Here is a 25,524-nt window from a genome sequence, read left to right as displayed (position 1 = left end):
CGCCGTCGCCGCGTCACACGCTCTGGATCGCACGCATCGCGTCGACGAGCCCGCGACCCTGGAAAGTCGCATCGCGTCCGAGATCGTTCGCGGAGTCCATGAGGATCCGCTTCACGTCGTCGGGCTTGCCGATGAACTCCCTGTGCACCGAGAGGAAGGCAGCCGCCACTCCTGATACATGCGGGGCCGACATCGACGTGCCGGAGTCTTCGACGTAGGTGATGTCGGATGCCTTCTCGCCGGGCTTCAGCTGGACGTTCGCCCGCGCTCGATCGAGCAGTTCTCCCGCTCCCGCGCTCACGACCCGCTCGCCGGGCGCGACGACGTCCGGCTTGAGTCGCCCGTCCCCCGTAGGCCCCTTGGACGAGAAGTACGACACCCCCGTCGAATAGGGCTTGATCGACGTCGACCCGACGGTGATGGCCCGCGCGGCATTGCCCGGGTCGTTGATCGTCATGCCGAAGCCGAGCCGCATCTCGCGCCCCGCGCTGTCGCGCGCGGCTCCGTACCCGGTGTTCCCGGCCGACACGACGACGCACACCCCGTTCGCGACGAGCCGGTCGACTTCGCGACATACGGGGGAGAGGCCGGTCGCGAACCACGAGGGGTCGAACGGATAGCCCAGCGACAGATTGACGCCGTGGACGTTGAGCTCGCGCCCCGACAGGTTGAGCTCCTCGATGTACTCGAGTGCCTCGAGGAGCGACGCGACATCGCCCGTGCGGTCGTCGCGCAGCACCTTGATCGACAGAATCTTCGCCTTCGGCGCCATGCCCATGATGCGGTCGAGCTCGACCCTCTCGACGCCGGTCGCGCCCTCCGCGGTGCGATACCAGGTCGCGGCGCAGATCCGCTTGCCGCGGGGCTTCGCGATCTGCCCGCCCGCGATGATGCCGGCGACGTGGGTGCCGTGGCCGTTCGGGTCGCGCAGCGCGTCGGCATCCGTCGTGCCCGACACGAAGCTCCGCGGTCTCAGCGTCTCGGGCAGCTCGAGCGTCTCATAGGTCTGGAAGTGGGCGTGCCTCCGATCGACGCCGGTGTCGAGCACCGCCCACACGACACCCTCGCCCGTCGCGGCGAACGACCGCACCGCGGCATCCGCCTTCATCGTCGTGACCGAGCGATGGATCGTCGCGCGCACCTCGAAGTTCGGCCACACGCGGTTGATGAAACTGCGCGGCGCGGTCTTCTGCTCCTGCCGGTCGCGCGCGGGGGTGCGGCCCTTGTCGGAGTCGATTCGGACGAGCTCGAGGATCTCGTCCGCCGTGAGCGCCGCCATGACGTAGTGGTTGGTCGCCGTCGGGTACGCCTCGAGCGCGCGCCCGCCGGCCGCGATGCGGATCATCGCGAGCAGTTCCTGCGCGGCGTTCTCGAGGGGGATCCCGCTGTCAGTTCGCAGCTCGATCACGATGCCGATCAGCTCGGCCTCGCTCGCCGACGCCATGCGCTCGGCGAGCGGGCGCGTGATCACCGAGTCCGTCACGAGCGAGACGGTACGGGGCACGTCCGGCAACGGGAACGCGGGCGACGTCGGCGGGATGCGCGGGGGAGCGGTCGGCTCCTCTTCGGAGCTCGGCTCCTCGGGCTCGGCGCCTTCCTCGCCCTCGGGCGGCCCTTCTTCGGGAGGCCCACCGGGTGCCGCACCCCGCGACGGCACCGGCCGCTTACCGCCCTCCGGTCCCTCGCCGCGAGGCTTCGGACGCGGCGGCTCCGGCTCGAGATCGGCATCCGCCTCGATCGCGGGGAACTCGCGCGGCAGCGCGTTGCGACTGTCGTCGTCGGATGCTCGTGCCACGGCGCCCCCCGAGCGTCGATCCGTCCCCCGCGGTGAGCGTACCGCCGGACGGCCCCGGCTGCTACGGGGCCTCGTGCGCGGCGTCGGCGCGCCTCAGTCGAGCTCGAACTCGTCTTCGTCGGGCCCGTCGCCCGCCGCGGGGAGTGCGCTGCGCCGACGGAACGCCCCGCCGACCTTGCGTGCGGCACCGCCGACCGCCGTCGCGCTCTTCGTGACGCCGTCGGCGATGACACCGCCCGCGCGACGGAACGTCTGCGCCGCGGCGGATTCGATGCGCGTCGCTCCCGGGCGCGGTTCGAGCTCGGCCGGCATCGAGACGGGTGCGACACCGAACGCGCGGCGGGAGTTCACGAGCACACGGCGCCCGAGGATGTGGTTGCCCGCGCCGCCGATCACGGCGCCCACGCCGAACGGCAGCGCCTTGCCGATGAACGACGCCCCGCCCTTCGCGGCGAACTGGCGCGTGAACGCGGTCTTCAGGCGGTCGACGAGCGGGCCCACCGCGGCGCGGGGGAGCGTCTTGGTGATGAGCTCGCCCCAATAGCGGTCGCGCGTGACGCCCTTCCCCGCCACCTGTCGAGCGAGTTGCGCGACGAGGTCCACGCCTTCCTTGCCGAGCATGAGCGTCAGCACGAGGGCGCGCGCACGGTCGGGGTCCGACACGGGAATTCCGTGCACCTCCGCGACCGACTGCGCGAACAGCGCGGTCGCCTCGAGGAACGCGACCGTCTCGACGCCGCTGAGCGTCAGCGTCACGCCGGTCCCGATTCCGGGGACCACCGCGGTCGCCCCGACCGCCGCACCGCCGGTCGTCACGGCCGCGAGGTAGCGGCGCTCCAGCATCCGGATCACGTCCGTCGCCGTCGCGTCGGGATTGCGAAGCCGGATGCTGCGCAGGTGAGCGAGCACGACCGGCCGCTGGATGGCGAGCACCTTGTCGAGGGCGCGGACAGTGCGCGGATGCTCCGGCGAGCCGGCAGGCGGAAGCCCCCCGTCCCACGGCGTGCCGTCGGGCAGGGAGTGGATGCGGTGCACCTTCTCGGCCATCAGGCCGATCCTAAGCACGCCGATCTGGTCGGAACCTGTGGAACGCCCGACGAACCGGAATCTGCGGGTAGGGGTCGCTCAGCCGGTCAGACGAAGAGGTTCGCGCGCTCGAGGTCTTCGGCGAAGTCGACCTCGACGGCGTAGAGGTCGGAGATGTCCATCGGCGCGAGGCGCAGGCCATCTTCGGCGATCGCGAGCTCGAGGCCGCGCTCGAAGTAGTCCTGGTCGTCGACGCGCTGCAGCTGGCGGATGAACGCCTTCTTGTCGGCGGCCGAGATGTAGTTGATGCCGACCGCCTCGCCGATGCCGTCCTTGACCGTCTTCGACAGCTCGGCGATGAAGCCGCGGTCGTCGATCGTGTACTTGACCTCTTCGTCGCTCACCTTCGCCGTGTTGACGGTGACGAACGACTGCTCGCGTTCGATGAACGAGACGGCACGGCCGAGGATACGCGGGTCGAAGACGACGTCGCCGTTCATCCACAGCACGCCCGCGCGGCCCGTCGCGTTGAGGGCGCGCAGGAGGCTCTTCGACGTGTTCGTCTGGTCGTAGCGGTCGTTGTAGACGTAGTCGACGTGCGGGAACGCCTCGACGATCGTCTCGGCGCGGTAGCCGACCACGGTCGTGATGCGGGCGTCGTCGCCGAAGGCCGCACGGATGTTGTCGTGCTGCTGCTGCATGATGCTGCGGCCGTCGCTGAGCTCGGTGAGGGGCTTCGGAAGGGCTCGTCCGAGCCGCGAACCCATGCCGGCCGCGAGGATGACGGTCTGAAGTGTCACGGTTGGTCTCCTGGAGTGCTCGTTTGGCGTCAGTTCACCGACGCGACACTCCTTCGTGCCTGGTACATGGTAGCGAGGGCGCCTGAAAGGGCGCACAATGTTCGCCGTCCGTTGTCGTTTCGTGACATAACGCGCTGTTGTCGACAAACCGTGCCCCACTGGGGAGTTTCACAGCGCGGTTGATACGTTGGACAGGTGACTCCCTCTCTGCCGGTGCCACACGAATCCGCTCCGGACGACCCGGAACGGCCCGACGAGAGCGCCCAGCTGCGGGACCTTCTGATCCTCCCGCCCCGGCCGCCCCTGCCGACCGACGGTCCGGAAGGGGCCGAGGCCGGTACTGAGACGGATGCCGCCACCGACGCCGAGCCTGCGAATCCGGAGCCCGCGTCGCCGCCGGCCGAGCCCGCCGAACGCCCGCGCAAGCCGAAGAGCAAGGGCAAGGGGCGCGGCAAGCGCCGCCCCGCGGTGAAGGCCGATCCCGGTCCGCCGCCTCCGCTTCCGCCCGACGTCGTCGCGCCCGGCCCGGCCGAGCCTGCCGCGGATGCCGGTGCAGAAGAGATCGTGATCGACGGCGAGATCGCCGTTCCGCCCAAGCCGCCGCTCCCGGCCGCGGCACTCGCCTCGACCGACATCGAGATCGACGTGCCGCCGCCCCCGCCGCCTCCCGTTCCCGCCGCGGAGGTGGCGGCAGCAGTCGTCTCCGAAGAGCACGCGGATGCGGATGCGGCAACGCCGGTGACCGAGGACGCCGTCGTGGCAGACGAGACGACGGCGGAGGAAGAGGCGCCGCCGGCCGTCGAGGTGGAGGTCGAGGACCTGGAACCTGAAACCGCGCAGGCGGAGCCCGAGGTCGCGGAGCCGGAGGCGGTGGAAGCCGAGCCCGAGGTTGCTGGGCCCGACGTCGCGGAGTCCGCGCCGGAGGAGCCCGATGCCGCGGAGTCGGAGCCTGAGGCCGCCGAGCCGGAGGCCGCGGATGCGGTCCAGGCCGAGCCCGCAGAGTCCGAGGCGCACGACGCTCCCGCCACCGAAGCCCCGCCCGCCCCCGAGACGACTTCGCTCGAGGAGGGCGCGCCTGCGGCATCCGTGATCGAGCCCAAGCCGCTCGAGCACGTGCCCGCCGTCCTGACCGTGTCGGACGTCGATCCCTCCGAGGCCGCGCTCGTGCTGCGGGGCGTGTCGAAGTCGTTCGGCGGAGCACTCGCGGTCGACGGCGTCGACCTCACCGTCCCCGCCGGCACGTTCTATGGACTCGTCGGCCCCAACGGAGCCGGCAAGACAACGACTCTGTCCATGATCGCGGGCCTGCTGCGCCCCGACCGCGGTTCTGTCCAGGTGACCGGCATCGACGTGCGCGCCAATCCGCGCGGAGCGAAGCGCCGCATGGGCGTGCTGCCCGACCGGCTCCGTACGTTCGACCGGCTCACCGGACGCCAGCTGCTCTATTACTACGGCGTGCTGCGCGGTCTTCCGCCGGCGGTGGTCGAGAGTCGCACCGCCGACCTCGCGCGTGCCTTCGACCTCACCGACGCGCTCGGCCGCGTCGTCGCGGACTACTCCGCCGGCATGGCGAAGAAGGTCATGCTCGCGGGTGCGATGATCCACTCGCCCAGGCTGCTCGTGCTCGATGAGCCGTTCGAGGCGGTGGATCCCGTCTCGAGCGCGATCATCCTCGACATCCTCTCCACGTACGTCGCGCACGGAGGGACCGTCATCCTGTCGAGTCACGGCATGGAGCTCGTCGAGCGCGTGTGCTCGCGCGTCGCGGTGCTCGTGGCGGGACAGGTGCTCGCCGAGGGCACGATCGACGAAGTGCGCGGCGAGCTGACCCTCGAGCAGAGGTTCATCGAGCTCGCGGGCGGCCTCAGCGACGTGGAGGGCCTGGAGTGGCTGCACACGTTCTCCGACTGAGGGTCGCGATGCTCCTCGGAGCACTCCGCGGAGACATCGAGACCGTCACGCGCACGGTCGCATGGCTGATCCTCGTCGTCGGGTCGACGGCGCTCGTGTGCTGGGGACTGCTGACCCTCGCGGATGCCGGCACCGACGTCGCGCTCACCGTGACCGTCCTGGGCGGCTCCGCCGTGACCGCGGGCTTCGCGATCGCCCCGATCGTCGGCGGTGTGGCCGACCCGCTCGATCCCCGCCGCTTCGCCCTCATCGGACTCCCGAACGGACCCCTCGCGGGGATCCTCGCGGTCGCCGGGCTCATCAGCGTGCCGATCATGGCGCTCCTCGCGGTCGCGATCAGCGCCGCGATCATGTGGAGCGAGGTCGGCGTCCCGTGGGGAGCGGGCGCGGCATCCGTCTTCCTCGGTGTCATCACGTGCGCGCTCCTCGCCCGCACGTGTATGGCGCTCACGTCGCTGTTCCTGCGCGAGCGGCGATCGCGCGAGCTGTCGGGCGTGTTCCTGCTCGCCGTGGTCGTGGTGGTCGTGCCCGTCGGCGTGTTCCTCGCGTCTCTCGAATGGAACGGGCGGGTGCCGCCGCAGCTCGTCGAGGCTGTCGGCATCCTCGCGCGCACGCCGTTCGGCGCGGCGTGGGCGTTCCCGGGGCTCATCGCCACGGGCGGGGAGGCGGGTCTCAGCCTGTTCGTCGCGATCGCGACGATCGTGGTGCTCGCGGGCCTGTGGGCGCTGCTCGTGCACCGGCTTCTCACGACGACCGAGCGTCCCACGTCTGTGCGCGAGCGCGGCGGCCTCGGCTGGTTCGCGGTCGCGCCGGGAACCCCGGGCGGCGCGATCGCCGCGCGGAGCCTCTTCTATTGGCTGCGCGACCCGCGGTACCTCGTCAACATCGTGATCATCCCGGTCGCCGCGGCCGTCACGACGATCCCGCTGCTCATCGCCGGCGTGCCACCCGCGATCGTGGCGCTCGTGCCGGTGCCGTTCATCGCGCTCTTCCTCGGATGGCTGCCGCACAACGACGTCGCGTACGACTCGACCGCGGTGTGGATGCACGTCGGCAGTGGCGTGCGCGGCTTCTCCGACCGCATCGGCCGTCTCGTTCCCGTGCTGTTCATCGGCATCCCGCTGCTCGCGATCGCGATCCCGGTCGCGATCGTGTTCCACGGGCGCTGGTCGATCCTCCCCGCGCTCGTCGGCGTGTGCGCATCGCTCTTCCTGTCGGGCCTCGGGCTGTCGAGCATCTCGTCGGCCCTCGCGCCCTACGCGGTGTCGCATCCGGGTGAGAGTCCGTTCGAGCAGCCCCAGCGCGTCGGCGCCACCGGAGCGATCGCCCAGAGCCTCGTGCTCTTCGGTGCGATCGTGCTGAGCATCCCGGCACTGTGGTGGGGCTGGCTCGCGATCGACGGCGACGCCGAGGCGGCGACGACCGCGCTGTGGGGCGGCGCCGGCATCGGATTCGGCGTGCTGCTCGTCGGCCTCGTGGTCGGATCGGTGCTGTTCGAGCGTCGCGGCGGCCGCATCATGGAGTTCGCCGAGACGACGTGACGCGAGTCTCGAAGTGACGGATGCCGCGGCATCCGTCACCGCCTCCGGCGGCGAGCCGCGGGTAGACTTACCCTCCATGAGCACCCCCCTCGAAGGCCCTGACCAGGGCGGACTCGCCACTCTCGATCGCGAGCTCGAAGAGCTCATCCGCGAAGAGAACATCGAGCCGGGTGACCACGAGCGCTTCTCGCATTACGTGAAGAAGGAGAAGATCCTCGAGTCGGCGCTCACCGGCAAGCCGGTGCGGGCGCTGTGCGGCAAGAAGTGGACGCCTGGGCGCGACCCCGAGAAGTTCCCCGTGTGCCCGACGTGCAAGGAGATCTACGAGTCCATGGGCGGCTGAGCCGTCACACCTCGTCGGCGTCGACGTAGACCGTAGGGATGGCCGGATCGGACCGGCTGAGCGCGAGGGCGCGCACCGGCAGCTCTTCGCGCACGCGTGCGTGGTGGTTGCGCGCGGCCTCGACGCCCTCGGGGCCCTCGAACGAGGCATCCGTCTCGCCGCCCACGACCATCGGAACCTGAAGCGCTCGCGCGCCGGGGTGGCGGTCGGGGGTGTCGATCTCTTCGAAGCCGTCCGACACGACGATGAGCTCGCTCGTCGCGGTGCCCGCGTCGAGCGTGCGGAAGGCCGCTTTGCGCCCACCGCGCGACGTCTTGTCGGCGGACGCCTTCTCGACGCCGATCCATGCGCCCGCGCTGTCCTGCCGGGCGACGAGCTTGTAGACCATGCCGGCGGTCGGTGTGCCGGACCCCGTCACGACCGACGTGCCGACGCCGTACGAATCGACCGGTGCCACCGAGAGCGCCGCGATCGCGTACTCGTCGAGGTCGCTCGTCACGGTGATCTTCGTGTCGATCGCGCCGAGCTCGTCGAGCAGTTCGCGCACCTCGGCGGCGACGATCGGCAGGTCGCCCGAGTCGATGCGGACGCCGCCGAGCTGCGTGCCCGCCACCCGGACGGCCGTCTCGACGCCCTCGCGGATGTCGTACGTGTCGACGAGCAGGGTCGTGTCGACGCCGAGGGTCTCGACCTGCGCGCGGAAGGCGGCCTCCTCGGTGTCGTGCAGGAGCGTCCAGGCGTGGGCGGCCGTGCCCATCGTCGGGATGCCCCAGCGGCGCCCTGCCTCGAGGTTCGATGTCGCGTTGAACCCGGCGATGTAGGCGGCGCGGGCCGCGGCGATCGCGGATGCCTCGCCGGCGCGGCGCGAGCCCATCTCGGCGAGCGGACGGTCGCCCGCGGCGACGCTCATGCGCGCGGCGGCGGTCGCGACCGCCGAGTCGTGGTTGAGCACGCTGAGCGCGAGTGTCTCGAGGACGACGGCCTCGGCGAACGTGCCCTCGACGGTGAGGATGGGGGAGCCGGGGAAGTACAGCTCGCCCTCCCGATACCCTGTGATGTTGCCCGTGAAGCGGTAGCGCTCGAGGAAGTCGATCGTCTCGGCGTCGACGACGCGCTCGTCGCGCAGGTACCGCAGCTCGTCGTGGCCGAAGCGGAAGTCGCGCAGGAGGGTGAGGAGACGCCCGGTGCCCGCGACGACGCCGAAGCGGCGCCCTCCGGGCAGTCTTCGCCCGAAGAGCTCGAACACGCAGCGTCGCTGGGCGGTCCCGTCGCGCAGGGCGGCGTCGAGCATCGTGAGCTCGTAGCGGTCGGTGTGGAGGGCGGAGCTCGTCCAGGCCGTCATGCGGTCAGCCTAGTGATCAGGCGCTGGCGTAGGCTGGCTGATCGTGACCCTTCGACAGACTCGCGACGGAGCCGACGCGCCGATCGGAATCTTCGACTCGGGAGTGGGCGGACTCACGGTCGCCCGTGCGGTCTCGGCGATGCTTCCGCGCGAGTCCATCCTCTACATCGGCGACACCGCTCGCTCGCCCTACGGGCCGAAGCCGATCGCCGACGTGCGGCGCTACTCGCTCGAGGTGCTCGACACGCTCGTGGAGCAGGGCGTCAAGATGCTCGTGATCGCCTGCAACACGGCATCCGCCGCCGTCCTGCGCGACGCGCGCGAGCGGTACGACGTCCCCGTCGTCGAGGTCATCGGACCCGCTGTCCGCACCGCGATGTCGACCACTCGCAACGGCCGCGTCGGTGTGATCGGCACGGCCGGCACGATCGGCTCGGGTGCCTACCAGGACATGCTCGAGGTCAACGAGCGCCTCACCGTCTTCGCGCAGGCGTGCCCGCGCTTCGTCGAGTTCGTCGAGGCGGGCGTCACCGGCACGCCCGAGGTGCTCGCCGTCGCCGAGGAGTACCTCGCGCCGCTGCGACACGCAGGGGTCGACACGCTCGTCCTCGGCTGCACGCACTACCCCTTCCTCGAGGGCGCGATCAGCTACGTGATGGGTCCCGACGTGTCGCTCGTCTCGAGCGACACCGAGACCGCCAAGGACGTGTACCGCCAGCTCGTGTCGCGCGACCTGCTGGCGGGGCCGGATGCCACGCCCACCCATACCTACGAGGCGACGGGCGCGTCCGCCGACGAGTTCCTCGACCTCGCGCATCGGCTCATGGGCCGTGAGGTCTCGGCGGTGCGGCTCGTGCAGACTGGCGCGATCGACCTGCCCACCGGCTGACACACCGGCCGAATCCGCTGCTTCCCCCGGTTCGACGACGACAAGGAGACCCCCAGTGACGCTTCCCTCCGCCGATGCCCCGATCGTCCGCAGCGACGGCCGCGCGCCCGACGAGCTGCGGCACATCACGATCGAGCGGGGCTGGAGCGCGCACGCCGAGGGCTCCGCGCTCATCTCCTTCGGCGGCACCAAGGTGCTGTGCACGGCGTCGTTCACGAACGGCGTGCCCCGCTGGCTCACCGGCAAGGGCAAGGGCTGGGTCACCGCGGAGTACGCGATGCTCCCGCGCGCGACGAACGAGCGCAACGACCGCGAGGCCGTCAAGGGCCGCATCGGCGGTCGCACGCACGAGATCTCGCGCCTCATCGGTCGCGCGCTGCGCGCGGTCGTCGACACGAAGGCGCTCGGCGAGAACACGATCGTGATCGACTGCGACGTGCTGCAGGCCGATGGCGGCACGCGCACCGCGGCGATCACGGGCGCGTACGTCGCGCTCGCCGACGCGATCGAGTGGGGGCGCCAGAAGAAGTTCATCGCCCAGCGTTCGGAGGTTCTGCTCGATTCCGTTGCGGCGGTGTCGGTCGGCATCATCGACGGCACGCCCATGCTCGACCTCGCCTACGTCGAGGACGTGCGCGCCGAGACCGACATGAACGTCGTCGTGACCGGTCGCGGACTGTTCGTCGAGGTGCAGGGCACCGCAGAGGGCGCGCCGTTCGACAAGCGCGAGCTGGACGCGCTGCTCGAGCTCGGCGTCGCGGGATGCGCGTCACTGCGCGAGCACCAGCTCGCCGCGCTGGCAGACAAGGGCGACGCCGCCACCGAGAGCGCCGGGAGCCCCGCGTGACCGCGCACCCGAACGAGATGGCGGATGCCGTCGCCGACGTCGCCGGGGAGCCGGATGCCGCCGAGCTGCGCCAGATCGTGCTCGCGACCCACAACCCGCACAAGGTCGAGGAGTTCCAGGCGATCGTCGCGGCGACCCGCCCCGACCTGCACGTGATCGCCTACCACGGACCCGAGCCCGTCGAAGACGGCGTGACCTTCGCCGAGAACGCGCTCATCAAGGCGCGCACCGCGGCCGAGCACACCGGGCTGCCGGCGCTCGCCGACGACTCCGGCATCTGCGTCGACGTGCTGGGTGGTGCGCCGGGCGTCTTCTCTGCGTACTGGGCCGGCCACGCGAAGGACGCCGCCGCGAACGTGAGCCTCCTGCTCGACCAGCTCTCCGACATCGCCGACCCGCACCGCACGGCGCAGTTCGTGTCGACGATCGCCCTCGTCGTGCCCGGCGACGCGTCGAGCGAGAGCGTCGTCGAGGGGCGCTGGCCGGGGCGCCTCGCGTTCGCGCCGGCGGGGGAGGGCGGCTTCGGCTACGACCCGATCTTCATCCCCGACGGCCAAGAGGCGGGGAGCGAGCGCACCGTCGCCGAGATGTCAGCCGCCGAGAAGAACGCGCAGTCGCACCGCGCCCGCGCGTTCGCCGAGCTCACGCCGCTGCTCGAGCAGCTCTGACCTCGCGCACGCCCAGCCACTGATAATCGGGATCATTCCCGACTGGCTCGGCGGGCCTCGCGACGCGTCTGACCGGCCTAGCCTGGAGGCATGCACGACCACGCGAACGGCCCCGCACGGGGCATCCGTGGTGCGAGCAACAGGCGTCTTCTCGCGCTGTCGCTCGCGATCACGTCGGTCGTCATGGTCGTGCAGATCGTGGGGGCGGCGCTTTCGGGATCGCTCGCCCTGCTGGCGGACGCGGCGCACATGTTCACGGATGCCGCCGCCCTCGTCATCGCGCTCATCGCGAGCACCGTGGCGGGGCGCCCCGCGAACGACCGCCGCACGTTCGGCTACCAACGTGCGGAGGTGTTCGGGGCGCTCGTGAACGCCGTGATCCTCATCGTCCTGTCGGGGTGGGTCGCGATCGAGGGCGTGCGACGGCTCGTCGAACCGGGCGAGGTCGAGGTCGCGGGCGGACTCATGCTCGTCGTCGCGATCGTGGGTCTTGTCGCGAACGGCGTCGCGATGTGGCTGCTCGGAGCGGCGCAGCGGACGAGCATCAACGTGCGCGGCGCGTATCTCGAGGTGATGGGCGACCTCATCGGGTCTGCGGCCGTGATCGTGGCGGCGATCGTGATCGTGACGACCGGGTGGGTGCAGGCGGACGCCATCGCATCGCTGTTCATCGCGGCGATGATCGTTCCGCGGGCGATCGGCCTGCTCCGCGAGGTGATGTCGGTGCTCGCGGAGTCGGCGCCGAAGGGCACGCACGTCGCCGAGATCCGCGACCACATCCTCTCGACGCCGGGCGTCGTGGATGCGCACGACGTGCACGTGTGGCAGCTCACGCGCGGGGCCCCGGTGTTCACGGCGCACGTCGTGGTCGAGGACGAGGCGCTGCGAGACGGGCGCGCCGCCGGGATCCTCACGCGTCTGCAGTCCTGCCTGTCGGACCACTTCGACGTCGAGCACTCGACGTTCCAGCTCGAGCCCGCGGGGCACATCGAGCACGACGCTCACGCCTGACGCGGGCACGCCGTCAGAACGGCGGCATATCCTCGCGGACGACCTCGTCCGGGCTCTTGTCGGGCCGCAGCCCGCGCCAGCGCGGGTGGCGAAGGATGCCTGCGGGCGTGAACTCGCCGTACTCGACCTCGCCGACGAGCTCGGGCCTGACCCACAGGGCGTCGCGCGCGTCGAGGCGCGGCACGCCCACGAGCGGGTTCTCGTCCGTCCGCAGCGGTGTGAGCTTCTTCATGAGCATCTTGAGCGTCGCGTCGCTGAACCCCGAGCCGACGCGTCCTGCGTACTGCAGTCCGTCCGGGCCGGGGATGCCGAGGAGAAGGGAACCGAACGTCGAGCTGCGGCCGCCCTGGCCCGGTCGCATGCCGGCGATCACGACTTCCTGCGTCCGCGTCAGTTTGACCTTGAGCCACGACTCCGACCGCACTCCGCGCAGGTAGAGCGATGACGGATCCTTCACCACGATCCCCTCGAGTCGCAGGGACGTGCTCGTGTCGAGGGCGACGTCGACGTCGTCGAACACGGGCGGCACCGCGATCGCCGGGATCACGCCTTCCGCGGTGCGCTCGAGCACCTCGCGCCGGTCGCGCAGAGGCAGTCCCGCGAGGTCGTGCCCTGCGATCGCGAGGACGTCGAACAGGTAGTACCGCACGGGCGTGCGACGCGCCTCGCGTGCGATGTCGCCCGCGCGCTCGAGGTTCATGCGCGTCTGCAGCAGCGGGAAGCTCGGGCGCCCGTCGGGTTCGAGCGCGACGAGCTCGCCGTCGACGACGCACGGCTCATCGCCGAAGCCTGCGTCCACCCCGGTCAGCTCGGGGTAGCGATGGGTGATGTCGTTGCCGCTTCGGGCGAAGAGGCGCAGGCGGTGGCCGTCCCACACGCCGACGGCGCGGATGCCGTCCCACTTCGCCTCCGCCCACGCGAGCTCGCCCCACCGCGCCGCCGCGCGGCGCGCGGCATCGGGCGTCGCGGCTGTCGCACGCATGACGCGCACCGCGTCCTTCCCCTCGGGGGCGCGGGGGAGCGCCGTGAGGTCGCGGCCCGAGGACCCGGTCGCTGAGCTCGTCGAAGCGTCGCGCGCGGAGGACCCGGTCGCTGAGCTCGTCGAAGCGCCGCGCGCGGAGGACCCGGTCGCTGAGCTCGTCGAAGCGTCGCGTGCGGAGGACCCGGTCGCTGAGCTTGTCGAGGCGTCGCGTGCGGAGGACCCGGGCGCTGAGCTCGTCGAAGCGCCGCGCGCAGGCCGTGGCGTCGACCCTTCGACAGGCTCAGGGACCGCGGGGCGTCGGGGCGCGGACCCTCCGACAGGCTCAGGGGCCGTGGGGCGTCGGGGCGCGGACCCTTCGACGGGCTCAGGGACCGCGGGCTCAGGGACCGCGGGCTCAGGGACCGCGGCCTCGGACTCGGGCGCCCTCGACCGCGCGCGGCGCCGCCGCGGCTCGTCGGCCTGATCGCTCGCGACGACGGGTTCGCCGTCCGGCTGGGGGCGGCCGTCGGCATCCGTCTTCATGCGATGAAGGAGCCAGCTCGACTTCTCGCCCTCGCCCTCGGTCCGGATGAGCGCGAGCCGCACGCGTCCGAGCGGACCGCCGGGCCGCCCTTCGAGCGTCACGATGATCTCGTCGTCGCGCCACTTCTCGAGGTCGTAGCGCCCGTCGTCCCAGATCGTGACGCTGCCGCCCCCGTACTCGCCCGCGGGGATCGTGCCCTCGAAGGTCGCGTACTCCATCGGGTGGTCCTCGGTCTGGATCGCGAGGTTGTTGCGCTTGTACGTGTGCGGCACACCGCGCGGCACCGCCCAGCTCTTGAGCACTCCGTCGTGCTCGAGGCGGAAGTCCCAGTGCAGGGCGGTCGCGTGGTGCTCCTGGATGACGAAGATCGGCTTCTCGATGCCGGTGCCCGCGGGGGCGGCGCCGAGCGGGTTCGCCGGCACGGGCTCGGGGGTGCGGTCGGCGCTGCGCTTGGCGATGTAGGCCGACAGCGGCCCGGACTCCGCCTCGCGCCCGCCCGCGTGGAAGCCGAGGGGCGCCATGGGATCGCCGATCTCGTCGATCCGCTCGAGCACCTCGGTGAACTCGAGGTGGCGCAGGTCGGGGTCGTCGAGCTCCGCCCACGTGCGGGGGACGGCAACGGTCGGATGCGGCCGCCCCCGCAGCGAGTACGGCGCGATCGTCGTCTTCGAGCCGTTGTTCTGGCTCCAGTCGATGAGCACCTTCCCCTTGCGCTCCGCCTTCTTCATGCTGCTCACGACGAGGTCGGGGTGGTCGGCTTCGATCGCGCGCGCGAGCTCGTTGGCGAGGGCGGATGCCTGCTCGGTGGTCTGCCCGAGCGGAAGAGCGGCGTAGAGGTGGATGCCCTTGCTACCGCTCGTGACTGGGTAGGGCTCTAGACCCATGCCCTCGAGGATGGTGCGCGCCCAGCCCGCGACGACGGCGCACTCGGGGAGCCCCGTCCCCGGGCCCGGGTCCAGGTCGAGCACGAGGCGGTCGGCGAATCCGCGCTCGCCGTCGGGCGTGAAGCGCCACTGCGGCACGTGCAGCTCGAGGCTCGCGACCTGCGCGAGGTACACGAGCGTGGGGACGTCGCCGACGAGCGGGTACTCCTTGGGCCCGCCGGAGTGCTCGATCGGCATCCGTCTCACCCATGACGGTGCGCCGCGCTCGAGATCCTTCGCGAAGAAGACCATGCCGGGGTCATCGGCTGTGCCCACGCCGTCGGGCCACCGTTTGCGGGTGACCGGACGCCCGACGATGTGGGGGATCATGACCTCGCCGATGCGTGTGTAGTAGTCGATGACCTCGCCCTTCGTCGTGCCCGTCTCGGGGTAGAGCACTTTGTCGAGGTTCGTGAGCCGCAGGCGGCGGCCCCCGATCGTCACGAGCTGCGGGGTGCTCATCGCACGCCGATCCCGTCCGGGTCGAGGCGCGCGACCTGCGCTCGGACGATCGCCTTGCGCACCTCCTCGACCCAGATGACGAGCGATGCGAGTCCGACGCACACCGCCCAGTGCACCGGGTCGAGTGCGGTGGTTCCGAACGCGACCTGCAGGAACGGGACGTACACCACGGCCACCTGCAGCGCGACCGCGAGGGCGAACGAGCCCCACAGCACGCGGTTGCGGAAGAGGCCCTTCACGACGCTCGCGCGGGCCGAACGCGCGTTGAACGCGGTCAGCAGCGCGGCGAGCACCAACGTCGTGAAGCCCGCCGTGCGAGCTGTCTCGAACGTGTCGGCGCCCCCCGGAACGAGGCCGCCCGGCAGGAAGATGTCCATCGTCAGCAGCGTCGCGATCGACATCGTGAGGCCCGTCGTCGCGATGATCGCCCACATCGCCCCGTCGATCGCGCGGTCGTCCGGGCCGCGCGGCGGCCGGGCCATGACGTCGTCGACCTCGGGGTCGACGCCCATCGCGAGGGCCGGCGCGGAGTCGGTGACGAGGTTCGTCCACAGGATCTGCGTCGCCAGCAGCGGCAGGACGACCGCCTCGGGGCTCGCCTGCGTGAATCCGAGCACGCCCGCGAACACGACGCCGAAGAACACCGTCAGCACCTCGCCCATGTTCGAGCTGAGGAGGTAGCGGAGGAACTTGCGGATGTTGTCGAAGATCACGCGCCCTTCGCGCACGGCGGCGACGATCGTGGCGAAGTTGTCGTCGGTGAGCACCATGCGCGCCGCCTCCTTCGTCACCTCCGTCCCCGCGATGCCCATCGCGACGCCGATGTCGGCGGACTTCAGCGCCGGTGCGTCGTTCACCCCGTCGCCGGTCATCGCGACGATCTCTCCGCGCTCCTGCAGCGCGTCGACGATGCGCAGCTTGTGCTCGGGCGCGACCCGTGCGAAGACGGACGTCGTCGCGACGATGTCGCGCAGTCGCACGGCATCCGCGTTCTCGAGGTCGACGCCGGTGGCGACCGGGTCGCCCTCGCGCGCGAGGCCGAGGTCGCGCGCGATACGTGCCGCGGTGGCCGGGTGGTCGCCGGTGATCATGATGACGCGGATGCCGGCGCGGTGCGCCTCCTCGATCGCCGCCGCGGCCTCGGGGCGGGGCGGGTCGATGATGCCGACCGTGCCGACGTACACGAGGTCCTGCTCGTGCGATTCGTCGAACGCGGCGCCCTCGGTCTCCTCGACCTCTTCGGGCGCGATGCGGTACGCGACGCCGAGTGTGCGGTACGCCTGCGCGGAGAGGGCCTCCACCGCCTCCATCGCGCGGCGGCGTCCCTCGTCGTCGAGGGGCACCGTCTCGTCGCCGACCCGCTGCTCGGTGCATCGCGCGAGCAGCACGTCCGGTGCGCCCTTGCTGAAGACGTACACCGGTCCGCCCTCCTCGCGGTGCGCCGTCGACATCATCTTGCGCTCCGAGCTGAAGGGCACTTCGCCGATGCGGCCGAAGCGCCGCGGCGACGGGCGCTCGCTGTCGAGCCGGTGCGCCGCGAGCAGGAACGCCGTCTCGGTGGGGTCTCCCTCGGCGTGCACCTCGCCGTCGTCGTCGATGAGCCGTGCGTCATTCGCGAGCGCCCCCACACGCAGCGTGAGCTCCGCCTCGCGCATGGCGGCCGTGGACTGCTCGTCGGCCGCGTCGAGGTCGCGGAAAGCGGCGGTCGCCGAGACATCCGTCTCACCCGACGCGGTCACGACCCGCTCGATCCGCATGCGGTTGGTCGTGAGGGTGCCGGTCTTGTCGGTGCAGATGACGGATGCCGAGCCCAGCGACTCGACGCTCGACAGGTTCTTCACGATCGCGTTGCGCTTGGCCATGCGCTGCACGCCGAGGGCGAGCACGATCGACAGGAGGGCGGGCAGCCCCTCCGGCACGGCGGCGACCGCGAGCGACACGCCGAGCAGCAGCACCGTGATGAGGTCGGCGGGCGAGGTGATGCCCTGCACGAGCGTGATCGTGATCATCACGACGATCGCGATTGCGATGACGATGATGCTGAGCGTGCGCCCCAGCCGCGAGACCTCTCGCTGGAGTGGAGTCGCCTCGGCCTTCGTCTCGGCGAGGAGATCGGCGATCGCGCCGGTCTCGGTCTCCATCCCCGTCGCCGTGACGATCGCGCGGCCGTTCCCGCGCGTGACGGCGGTGCCGGCGAACACCATGTTCGCGCGATCTCCGAGCGGCACGAGCGACGGCAGGGTCGACGCGTCCTTCTCGACGGGCGCGCTCTCGCCGGTGAGCGACGACTCCATCGTGTGGAGGGAGTGCGTCGTGATGAGCCGCGCGTCGGCGCCGACGCGGTCGCCCTCCGCGAGCAGCAGGATGTCGCCGGGCACGAGGTCGGCGCTCGACGTCGATCGGATACGCCCGTCCCGCACCACGGTCGAGTGGGCGTGGGTGAGCGAGGCGAGTGCCGCGACGGCGCGGTCGGCGCGCGCCTCCTGCGCGAGCCCGATGATCGCGTTGAGCACGATGATCGCGCCGATCACGATCGCGTCGATCGGCACGGGCTCCTCGCCCTCGAGGAGCCACGCGACCACCGACACGCCGGCCGCCACGAGCAGCAGGATGATGAGCGGATCGGCGAACTGCGCGAGTGCGCGCTTCCACAGCGGGGTGCGCGCGGCGGCGCGCAGCTCGTTGGGCCCGTGCTCCGCGAGACGTCTGGAGGCCTCGGCCTCCGTCAGCCCCGTCTCGGTGTCGGTGCCGAGCTCACGGGCGACCTCCCGGGCATCGCGCGTCGACGGATGCGCGGTCGACAGCGGGGTCGAGCTCTCCGGTATCGCCACGCTCTCATCCTCGCGGGCGGTCGTCGGGGCGGGCAAGGCGACGCGGCCGAGGGGGCGCACTTCGGGAATGCAAGCCCTAGCCGTGAAGGCTGTGACCGGTGTGTACTGGTGGGATGAGGGCGATCTGGAAGGGCGCGCTGACCTTCGGCCTGGTGAACGTGCCGGTGAAGGTCTATTCGGCGACCGAAGACCATGACGTGCCGCTGCACCAGGTGCACGCCAAGGACGGCGGGCGCATCCGGTATCAGCGCATCTGCGAGATCGACGGCGAGGTCGTGCCGTATCAGGACATCGACAAGGCCTACGACGACGGCGAGCACACGGTGATCCTCACGAAGGAGGACCTCGCGTCACTGCCCGCTGAGCGCAGCCGGGAGATCGACGTCGTCGAATTCGTGCCGAGCGACCAAGTCGATCTGCTGACTCTCGACCGCGCGTACTACCTCGAGCCCGACTCGGCATCGCCGAAGGCATACGTGCTGCTGCGCAAGACGCTCGAGCAGACCGACCGCACCGCGATCGTGCGGTTCTCGCTGCGCCAGAAGACACGTCTCGCGGCGCTGCGCGTGCGCGGCGACGTGCTCGTGCTGCAGACGCTCCTGTGGTCGGACGAGGTGCGCGAGGCGTCGTTCCCGGTGCTCGACGAGCCCGTGCGCATCTCGGCGAAGGAGCTCGAACTGTCGTCGGCGCTCGTCGAGAGCTTCGCGAGCGACTTCGACCCGTCCGAGTTCGAGGACGAGTACCAGGCCGAGCTGCGCACGCTCATCCAGGCGAAGCTCGAGAAGGGCGACGCGGTCGACACGGCCGAGACGTTCGGCGAGCAGGAGGAGGAGACCGGCGGCGAGGTCATCGACCTCATGGCGGCGCTGCGCGCGAGCATCGAGAAGTCGCGCGAGGCGCGCGGCGAGTCGAAGAGCGGGTCATCGAAGTCGGATGCCGCGTCCAAGAGCTCGCCGAAGAAGTCGACCTCGTCGAGCAAGCCGGCCGCGAAGAAGGCTCCCGCGAAGAAGTCCGCGTCGAAGTCGGAGCCCAAGAAGAAGACCGCGAAGGCGTCCTGACCTCGGGCAGGCGGGCGCCGCAGGGCGTGCGTGACCGAGTGGCCGCGGTCGCGGCACCCGGTTCTTACGCCTTGTGGTCGCCCTCGTGGTGCTCGGGGCCGCGCTCGAAGACCTCGGGGTCGAGCACGAGCTCGCGTGCCTCTTCGGGGTCGGTGACGACGTCTTCGCCCGCGGCGGCAGCCTTCTTGGCCTTGCTGCGCTCGCGCAGGTAGTGCCACAGCGTGACGAGGGCGGTACCGCCGACCGCGGCCAGGAGGATGAGGTCGATGTAGTGCTCGACGAAGTCGGCGATCGGCGGGATGAAGCCGATGAGGTAGCCGAACATCGTGAGGCCGAAGCCCCAGATGACGGCGCCGATGAAGTTGTAGAGCGTGTACTTCCACTTGTTCATGTGGCCGACGCCGGCGGCGACGGGCGCGAACGTGCGGACGATCGGCACGAAGCGGGCGAGGATGATGGTCAGCCCGCCGAAGCGCTCGAAGAACGCGTTCGTGCGTTCGACGTTCTTGACGCTGAACAGGCCCGATTCCTTGCGCTCGAACACGGCCGGGCCGCCCTTGTGTCCGATGTAGTACCCGACTTCGCCGCCGACGAACGCGGCGAGCCCGATGAGCAGAGCAACCCACCACACGCTGATGCCGAACACGCCGTGCGGGGCGTACGACTGCGGGTGTGACAGCAGACCCGAGATGACGAGCAGCGTGTCGCCCGGCAGCAGGAACCCGACGAGCAGGCCGGTCTCGGCGAACACGATGAAGCAGACGACGGCGAGGGCCCAGGGGCCCGCCCACCCGATGATCGCGGCGGGGTCGAGCCAGGGGATGAGGGCTGCGTAGTGCAAGAGGATTTCCCGTCGGTCGGATCGGTCGGCGGCGGATGCGGCGCTGAGCGCACCTCGTGCGGAAGGTGGGACTTGAACCCACACGCCCGGAGGCACAGGAACCTAAATCCTGCGTGTCTGCCAGTTTCACCACTCCCGCGGGTGGGTTCAGTCTACTGAGGCGGGTGGGGAACCGGCTGGGGGGTCAGCCCCCGGATCGGCGTGGCCGGTCAGCCCTGGACAACTTCGCAATGTTCGAAGTGCCCCGGGGGTGACGGTGCTTCGGTGACGTCCGCCGCCCCGCGGCTTCCGAGGAAATCCTCCGTCAAGACTTGTGGTTTCGATAGCCTCTGAGCATGGAACCCTCTGACGCGTTGGTGCTCACTCGCGCACTGGCGCGGCGGACAGATGACGATACAGCAGCCCGGTGGTTGAGGGACAAGCGAGAGACGCTCGTACTCCTATTCGATCTGGCGATGGATGCGCCGCATATTGACGGAGGAGAGAGCAGGCTCAACGCCTTCTTGAACCAGGTGGGTGACGAGGATGGGCCCGTTTCAGATCAGATCGTTCCTCTACTACCGCACGCCGGGCCCACTGGTGATCGGGTGGCAGTAATGCGGATCGCAACGCGCGGCCGTGTCGCGATCGTGGCAGTGCAAAGCGTCGGCGTGCTGGCAACGCCGTGGCCACCCTCCGTCGCGCAGGCAACGACGGACACAATCCGGTCGGTGATTACTCGACATGCGAGGGAGTTGGTTCCTAGCACCGGTTGGGGCGCGTTTGTCGGTGCTGTTAGTGAGGAGGTCGGGAGCCTCAATGCGCTCCTCATATCCCGGGTGATCGAGGACGTAACGCGAACTGCTCGCGGTGCGTTCGCGGAGAGGACGGACCCGAAGCAATTCCGACGCCGTGCATTCGAGCAGATCCTGGATACGCGCTCACGGCTAGCCGAGGTCATTGCGCACTTTCAGGCGCACGGACACGGTAGTGCAAGCGTGGTCAGTGAGTTGCAGAACGCCACCGCGGCGTGCGATGCATTGACAGCATCGCTTGCCGGAATGGCAGCGGTCGTGATGCAGGAACAGAGTTCCCTGCGGGCCGCTGAACAGGAACGTCGGGATCGCATCGCGTTGCAGAGGGACCGTGATATCGCTCGGCTGGCGGCTGCGCTCATCCTTCCAGGTCTGTGGATTGGGTTCCTGGGTGCCAATGTCCTGCCGACCGTGGTGTTCGGGCTCGACCTCCAGTCGGATACCGTCGCCTTGGTGTCCCTCTGCATCGCGCTGGCACTTGCCGTCGTCGGCTGGTTCCTTATTCCGAAAGCATTCACCTGGTATCGATCGGACAAGAAGACATGACTCGACGTTTGCCATTTGAAGAACTCGTGGGCGCGGTGCGTCGAGCCGACGGGCATCTCAATCTGCAACCGCGATCCGAAGCTGCAGAGCATATTGCGGTGCCTACCGTGGGCGTCAAACACTTCGTCGCTCCGGACATCCTCGTCGAAGAACACTCTCTCGATGCCGATGCCGACGTTCTTTTGATCGCCGCACCGGCTGCGGTCGGCAAGAGCTCCATAGCAATCGAACTCGGTCTTCGGACGGAGAGCATGGTGTGGGACCTGAGTCATTTCAGTCTCGGGTCCAGCTTCTTTAGTGGCACCCTTGTCGATGCATTTGGGTCAGGTGGTCTAGATCTCGTACGAGATCACTTGCTCACGGGGCGGTTAACTCTGATCCTCGATGCTGCTGACGAAGCTTTGGTCCGGTCAGGAGCGTCCAACTTCGAGGCAGCGATAACCAATCTGATCGCCCTCATCGGTGAGAGCCGAGCAGACGGTCCCTCTGCTATCGTTCTTGGTCGACCGGACACCATCGAGGAGACTTTTGCGACGTTTCGCGAGAAGGGGGTGCGGGCGCAGATCGCGCAAGTGGCCTTTTTCAGCGAGGACCAGGCGAGGTCCTTCGTACGTGCAAAAGCTCACCGCGATGGTGGCGGTGGCGTCGCTGAGGCGGAACTCAATCGCTTTCTGACCGATTTCTTTAAGGTTGTCAGCGCCGCTGTCGGGTCGGGGGACTGGCAGTCGAGTGAGTCGTTCCTCGGCTACGCGCCCGTGCTCGACGCCCTGGGAGCCTTCTATCGTGAACAAGACAACCCATTGCGGCGTCTTAGTGAAATTCAGCAGGGTCCATCAAGCGAACACGTATGGGATTTGTTGCTCGATGTGATTGGGTCGATCCTGGACCGTGAGGCGGAGAAATTCGGAGGAGCCTTCGGCGGATCAGACGCGCGCAAAGTCGCGTTTGGCCAGGCGGCGTACAGTAGGTCGGCCCAGCTGGCCCTGTTGCTAAGCGATGATCCCGATGTGATTGAGATATCGCCTCCAGACTTCCCAGATGCCGAGGATGCCTGGGTTTTTGAGGAGCTCACGCCGCAAGTGCGCGCGTGGTATCGAGAACACCCGTTCCTCCGTGGCCAGGATGATGAACCTAACCCGCTTCTGCGATTTGGCAGCCCTGCATTCCGCGACTACGCTGTCGCTGCTTCAATATGCGAATGGCGGGATGGAGACTCGGCTCGCATGCTGGATTTCTGGCTTGACGCGCGCGTTACCCCATCGCCGATCTTCTCAAGATTCTGCATGAGTTCGCGCCTCAGCTTGGATCAAGTTGCGACCGACGTTGTTACGATGGTTGTCGATTCGCACGCGAGTGGTTTTCTCGAGTCGAGTCGGTTGGAAATTGACGTTCACGCAGGCGATGATGACAGCGGTTCTGTCATTGAAATCGCGCTGTTCGAAGGCGACAAGGAGCAGCGACGGGTTATTGCGCCTGTCGCAGAAGCCGAGGCACTAAGCCTTGCTCGGGGTGTCGCCCGAACAACAATCGAAGCGCCGAACGCAACCGTGCTGATCGGCTCGGGGTCGCAGGATTTTGTCATCGGACCCGCTGTCTCGATTCGGTGTGCTCAACTGAACGCCGAGTCCGCGGAAGTTCGAGTACGCGCAACGGATACTAGCGCAAACGAAATCAGAACCGATAGGCTGGTCGGATCCGCACGGCGCGTGTCTGGTGCCGGACCCGAAGCGCTTCGCATCGTTGTCCCAGTTGCCATGTTCCCATGGCAGGCGTACAAGGTTGAGGCGTCGACCAGCGGGGAGATTGAAGAGAGCGATCTCTATTGGGCTGGGATGGATCTGCGGCGTAACGTAAAGTGGTTTGTGCGTGACTCGATCGTCGGGGGTGGGATGAATTACCCCGTAGCGGCAATGGAGACCATCCTTAGTAAGGGCAGAGCCTCGGTCGATGTCCACAATTTTTGCGTCGAGCGCGGATACCTAGTGAGGCGTGGTAGCAGCTGGCACTTGCAACTCCCCAACGTGAGCGGGTCAGTTGTCATCAAGAATGATCTTTCCGACGCAAGTTACCGCTCCCTAGTTGCGGATCTGTTTGAGTGGTTGTGGGAATAGTACCCTGACGACCTAAGCTAAGCGTCCGCCTCCGCGCAGCGACGCCACGGGGGGCTCTCGGCGTGCGCTGGCGGGCGAGTCAACGAGTCGACTCTCGCGTGATGTCGCGGATTTCTCGCGCTCGACGGTTAGAACTAGCGATGAAGCTGTGGATAACTTCGCGGTGGTCGACAGACGTCGGGTGAGGATGCTTCGGTGACTCCCGCTGCACCGCCCGCCGTCGTCGAACGCGTTCGCGACCGCCTGCGGGCGGAGCGGATCGACACCTCGCGAGACGCATCGGCGGCGCTGAGCATCGCGCGCGACGAGGTGCGTCGGCACAACGATTTCGCGCTTGCGCGCGGAATCGCGCCGATCGACGACGAGGCGGGGTGCGTGCGCGACGTGCTCGCGCGGGTCACGGGGTACGGCCCGCTGCAGGCGTACCTCGACGACCCGACGGTCGAGGAAGTGTGGATCAACGCGCCCGACCGGATCTTCATCGCGCGGGGCGGTGTGTCGGAGCGTGTGCCGTTGGCGCTGACGGATGCTGCGATCCGCGATCTCGTCGAGCGCATGCTCCACGCGACGGGCCGCCGGGTCGACCTCAGCCAGCCGTTCGTCGACGCGTCGCTGCCCGACGGCTCGCGTCTCCACGTCGTGATCCCCGACATCACGCGCCGGCACTGGTCCGTGAACATCCGCAAGTTCCTCCCCGCCTTCGGCGATCTGGCGAGCCTCGTCGCAGCGGGGTCGCTCGCGCTCGAGGCCGCGCGAGTCCTTCGCGACGCGATGGCGGACGGACGGAGCGTCCTCGTGTCCGGCGCCACGCACGCGGGCAAGACCACACTCCTCGGCGCGCTGATCGCCGCGTGTCCGCCGCACCACCGCATCGTCACGGTCGAGGAGACGTTCGAGCTCTCCGTCGACGCGCCCGACCTCGTCGCGATGCAGGGGCGCCAGCCGTCGCTCGAGGGAACCGGGGAGGTCACCCTCCGCCGACTCGTGAAGGAAGCGCTGCGGATGCGCCCCGACCGACTCGTCGTCGGCGAGGTCCGCGACGCCGAGGCCCTCGACCTGCTCCTCGCGCTCAACACCGGCGTGCCCGGCGCCGCGACGATCCATGCGAACTCGGCGCGAGAAGCGCTCACCAAACTCAGTGCCCTTCCGCTCCTCGCCGGGCGCAACATCGACTCGGGATTCGTCCTTCCCGCCGTCGCGGGCTCGGTCGACCTCGTCGCGCATTGCGAGCGCGATGCAGCCGGGCGACGCCGCGTGATCGAGATCGTGGAGCCGATCGCCGTCGTCGACGGGGCGATCGAGTGCCGCACCGTGTACGCCTTCGACCCGGCGGGCGAGCGCCGCGAGGAATCGGCCGCATGACGCTCGTGTGGGGAGCAGTGCTCGGCATCGGGATGCTGCTGACGCTGTCACCGTGGCTCTGGCCGGTCCGCGAGACGCAGACGGATGCCCCGCCCGGACGCCTCGCCCGCCTTCTCGAGTCCGCGGGGCTGTCGCGCGTCGCGCCGGGCACCGTGCTCGTCGCATGCGCCGCGGGCGCGGCGCTCGGCGCGGCCACCGCGTGGCTCGCGACGCAGGTGTGGGCGTTCGCGCTCGTGGCGGCCGTGGGCGGCGGTGCCGTGCCGCTCGCATGGTTGCGCGCTCGCCGATTGCGCCTCCTGCGGACGCGCCGCGGATTGTGGCCCGACGTGTGCGACCTGCTCATCGCGTCCGTGCGTGCGGGCATGTCGCTGCCCGATGCCGTCGCGAGCCTCGCCGACTCAGCGCCGACCACATTGCGGGCGCCGTTCGAGCAGTTCGCGCGGGATCTCGCGGCATCCGGTCACTTCGACTCGAGCGCGCAGCGCCTGAAGGCCGCACTCGGCGATCCTGTGGCCGACCGCATCGTCGAGACGCTCCGCATGGCACGTCAGGTCGGCGGGACCGAGCTCACGACCGTGCTGCGTGCGCTCGCTGCATCCGTACGCGCCGACGCATTGCTGCGCGCAGAAGTCGAAGCCCGGCAGTCATGGGTGCGCGGGGCGGCCGTGCTCGGCGTCGCGGCACCCTGGATCATCCTCGCGCTCCTCGCGATGCGGCCCGAGGGGGCTCGCGCGTACGGCAGCCCGGAGGGCGTCGCGCTCATCCTCGGCGGCGCGGTCGTCTCGCTCGTCGCGTACCGCCTCATGATCCGGGTGGGGCGCCTCCCGGAGCCACGGCGGTGGTTCTCGTGACCGTCCTTGCAACCGACCTCGCTCTCGCGGTCGTGCTCGGCAGTGCGTTCGGGGTCGGCGTGTGTCT

19 protein-coding genes and 1 tRNA gene are annotated in these 25,524 nt (G+C 69.6%); 12 read left to right on the top strand and 8 right to left on the bottom strand.

Going from position 1 to position 25,524, the window contains the following annotated elements:
* Positions 1–13: 13 nt before the first annotated feature.
* From VFF97_RS11475 to VFF97_RS11465, 3 genes are all read right to left on the bottom strand, one after another.
* Positions 14–1,795, bottom strand: a complete 1,782-nt coding sequence (locus tag VFF97_RS11475) for a S8 family peptidase (protein ID WP_325033635.1) — start codon at positions 1,793–1,795, stop codon at positions 14–16.
* Between the two features lie 93 nt (positions 1,796–1,888).
* Positions 1,889–2,842, bottom strand: a complete 954-nt coding sequence (locus VFF97_RS11470) for a hypothetical protein (protein WP_325033634.1) — start codon at positions 2,840–2,842, stop codon at positions 1,889–1,891.
* Between the two features lie 86 nt (positions 2,843–2,928).
* Complete coding sequence (locus VFF97_RS11465; protein WP_325033633.1) at positions 2,929–3,621, bottom strand: phosphocholine cytidylyltransferase family protein; 693 nt, start codon at positions 3,619–3,621, stop codon at positions 2,929–2,931.
* Between the two features lie 213 nt (positions 3,622–3,834).
* Here VFF97_RS11465 and VFF97_RS11460 point away from each other — a divergent pair, with 213 nt between their 5' ends.
* From VFF97_RS11460 to VFF97_RS11450, 3 genes are all read left to right on the top strand, one after another.
* Positions 3,835–5,532, top strand: coding sequence for an ABC transporter ATP-binding protein (locus tag VFF97_RS11460; RefSeq protein ID WP_325033632.1), 1,698 nt, complete (start codon positions 3,835–3,837; stop codon positions 5,530–5,532).
* A gap of 8 nt (positions 5,533–5,540) precedes the next feature.
* A complete protein-coding gene (locus VFF97_RS11455) occupies positions 5,541–7,073 on the top strand; it encodes a hypothetical protein (protein WP_325033631.1) in 1,533 nt (510 codons plus the stop codon).
* A gap of 76 nt (positions 7,074–7,149) precedes the next feature.
* The gene (locus VFF97_RS11450; RefSeq protein ID WP_325033630.1) at positions 7,150–7,416 is read left to right on the top strand and encodes a DUF3039 domain-containing protein; all 267 of its coding nucleotides are present in this window, start codon (positions 7,150–7,152) and stop codon (positions 7,414–7,416) included.
* Positions 7,417–7,420: 4 nt separating this feature from the next.
* Here the strand turns inward: VFF97_RS11450 and VFF97_RS11445 are convergent, their stop codons facing one another.
* The gene (locus VFF97_RS11445; RefSeq protein ID WP_325033629.1) at positions 7,421–8,758 is read right to left on the bottom strand and encodes a nicotinate phosphoribosyltransferase; all 1,338 of its coding nucleotides are present in this window, start codon (positions 8,756–8,758) and stop codon (positions 7,421–7,423) included.
* Between the two features lie 43 nt (positions 8,759–8,801).
* On the opposite strand from VFF97_RS11445, the gene murI reads away from it, so the two are divergent.
* The 4 genes from murI to VFF97_RS11425 all read left to right on the top strand — a co-directional run bounded on the left by murI (position 8,802) and on the right by VFF97_RS11425 (position 12,173).
* Complete coding sequence (gene murI, locus VFF97_RS11440) at positions 8,802–9,647, top strand: glutamate racemase (protein WP_325033628.1); 846 nt, start codon at positions 8,802–8,804, stop codon at positions 9,645–9,647.
* A 55-nt stretch (positions 9,648–9,702) separates the two neighbouring features.
* Complete coding sequence (rph, locus tag VFF97_RS11435) at positions 9,703–10,494, top strand: ribonuclease PH (RefSeq protein ID WP_414684251.1); 792 nt, start codon at positions 9,703–9,705, stop codon at positions 10,492–10,494.
* Positions 10,495–10,511: 17 nt separating this feature from the next.
* Positions 10,512–11,162, top strand: coding sequence for an RdgB/HAM1 family non-canonical purine NTP pyrophosphatase (rdgB, locus tag VFF97_RS11430; RefSeq protein ID WP_325033671.1), 651 nt, complete (start codon positions 10,512–10,514; stop codon positions 11,160–11,162).
* Positions 11,163–11,252: 90 nt separating this feature from the next.
* Positions 11,253–12,173, top strand: coding sequence for a cation diffusion facilitator family transporter (locus tag VFF97_RS11425; protein ID WP_325033627.1), 921 nt, complete (start codon positions 11,253–11,255; stop codon positions 12,171–12,173).
* Between the two features lie 13 nt (positions 12,174–12,186).
* Here VFF97_RS11425 and ligD read toward each other — a convergent pair whose 3' ends face one another.
* On the bottom strand, positions 12,187–15,063 hold the full coding sequence (gene ligD / locus VFF97_RS11420) for a non-homologous end-joining DNA ligase (protein ID WP_325033626.1): 2,877 nt from the start codon (positions 15,061–15,063) through the stop codon (positions 12,187–12,189).
* Positions 15,060–17,894: a cation-translocating P-type ATPase gene (locus tag VFF97_RS11415; RefSeq protein ID WP_325033625.1), complete on the bottom strand. Its 2,835-nt coding sequence runs from the start codon at positions 17,892–17,894 to the stop codon at positions 15,060–15,062. The genes ligD and VFF97_RS11415 overlap by 4 nt, the downstream gene beginning before the upstream one ends.
* A gap of 113 nt (positions 17,895–18,007) precedes the next feature.
* Between VFF97_RS11415 and VFF97_RS11410 the strand changes: the two genes are divergently transcribed.
* Positions 18,008–18,952 carry a Ku protein gene (locus VFF97_RS11410; RefSeq protein WP_325033624.1) on the top strand — a complete coding sequence of 315 codons (945 nt, stop codon included), beginning with the start codon at positions 18,008–18,010 and terminating at the stop codon, positions 18,950–18,952.
* 64 nt (positions 18,953–19,016) lie between these two features.
* Here VFF97_RS11410 and VFF97_RS11405 read toward each other — a convergent pair whose 3' ends face one another.
* Together VFF97_RS11405 and VFF97_RS11400 are read right to left on the bottom strand one after the other, a co-directional pair.
* A complete protein-coding gene (locus tag VFF97_RS11405) occupies positions 19,017–19,793 on the bottom strand; it encodes a DedA family protein (protein WP_325033623.1) in 777 nt (258 codons plus the stop codon).
* 57 nt (positions 19,794–19,850) lie between these two features.
* Positions 19,851–19,932: transfer RNA gene (locus tag VFF97_RS11400), tRNA-Leu, on the bottom strand.
* Positions 19,933–20,128: 196 nt separating this feature from the next.
* On the opposite strand from VFF97_RS11400, the gene VFF97_RS11395 reads away from it, so the two are divergent.
* The 4 genes from VFF97_RS11395 to VFF97_RS11380 all read left to right on the top strand — a co-directional run bounded on the left by VFF97_RS11395 (position 20,129) and on the right by VFF97_RS11380 (position 25,457).
* Positions 20,129–21,133, top strand: coding sequence for a hypothetical protein (locus VFF97_RS11395; RefSeq protein WP_325033622.1), 1,005 nt, complete (start codon positions 20,129–20,131; stop codon positions 21,131–21,133).
* Positions 21,130–23,244: a hypothetical protein gene (locus VFF97_RS11390; protein WP_325033621.1), complete on the top strand. Its 2,115-nt coding sequence runs from the start codon at positions 21,130–21,132 to the stop codon at positions 23,242–23,244. The genes VFF97_RS11395 and VFF97_RS11390 overlap by 4 nt, the downstream gene beginning before the upstream one ends.
* 195 nt (positions 23,245–23,439) lie before the next feature.
* Complete coding sequence (locus VFF97_RS11385) at positions 23,440–24,606, top strand: CpaF family protein (protein WP_325033620.1); 1,167 nt, start codon at positions 23,440–23,442, stop codon at positions 24,604–24,606.
* A complete protein-coding gene (locus VFF97_RS11380; RefSeq protein WP_325033619.1) occupies positions 24,603–25,457 on the top strand; it encodes a type II secretion system F family protein in 855 nt (284 codons plus the stop codon). The genes VFF97_RS11385 and VFF97_RS11380 overlap by 4 nt, the downstream gene beginning before the upstream one ends.
* The last annotated feature ends 67 nt before the right edge of the window (positions 25,458–25,524 follow it).

The sequence above is a fragment of the Microbacterium sp. genome, assembly GCF_035687345.1.
GTDB lineage: Bacteria > Actinomycetota > Actinomycetes > Actinomycetales > Microbacteriaceae > Microbacterium.
The sequence above is the reverse complement of the archived record's forward strand: the minus strand, read 5'-3'. Positions and strand labels throughout refer to the sequence as shown.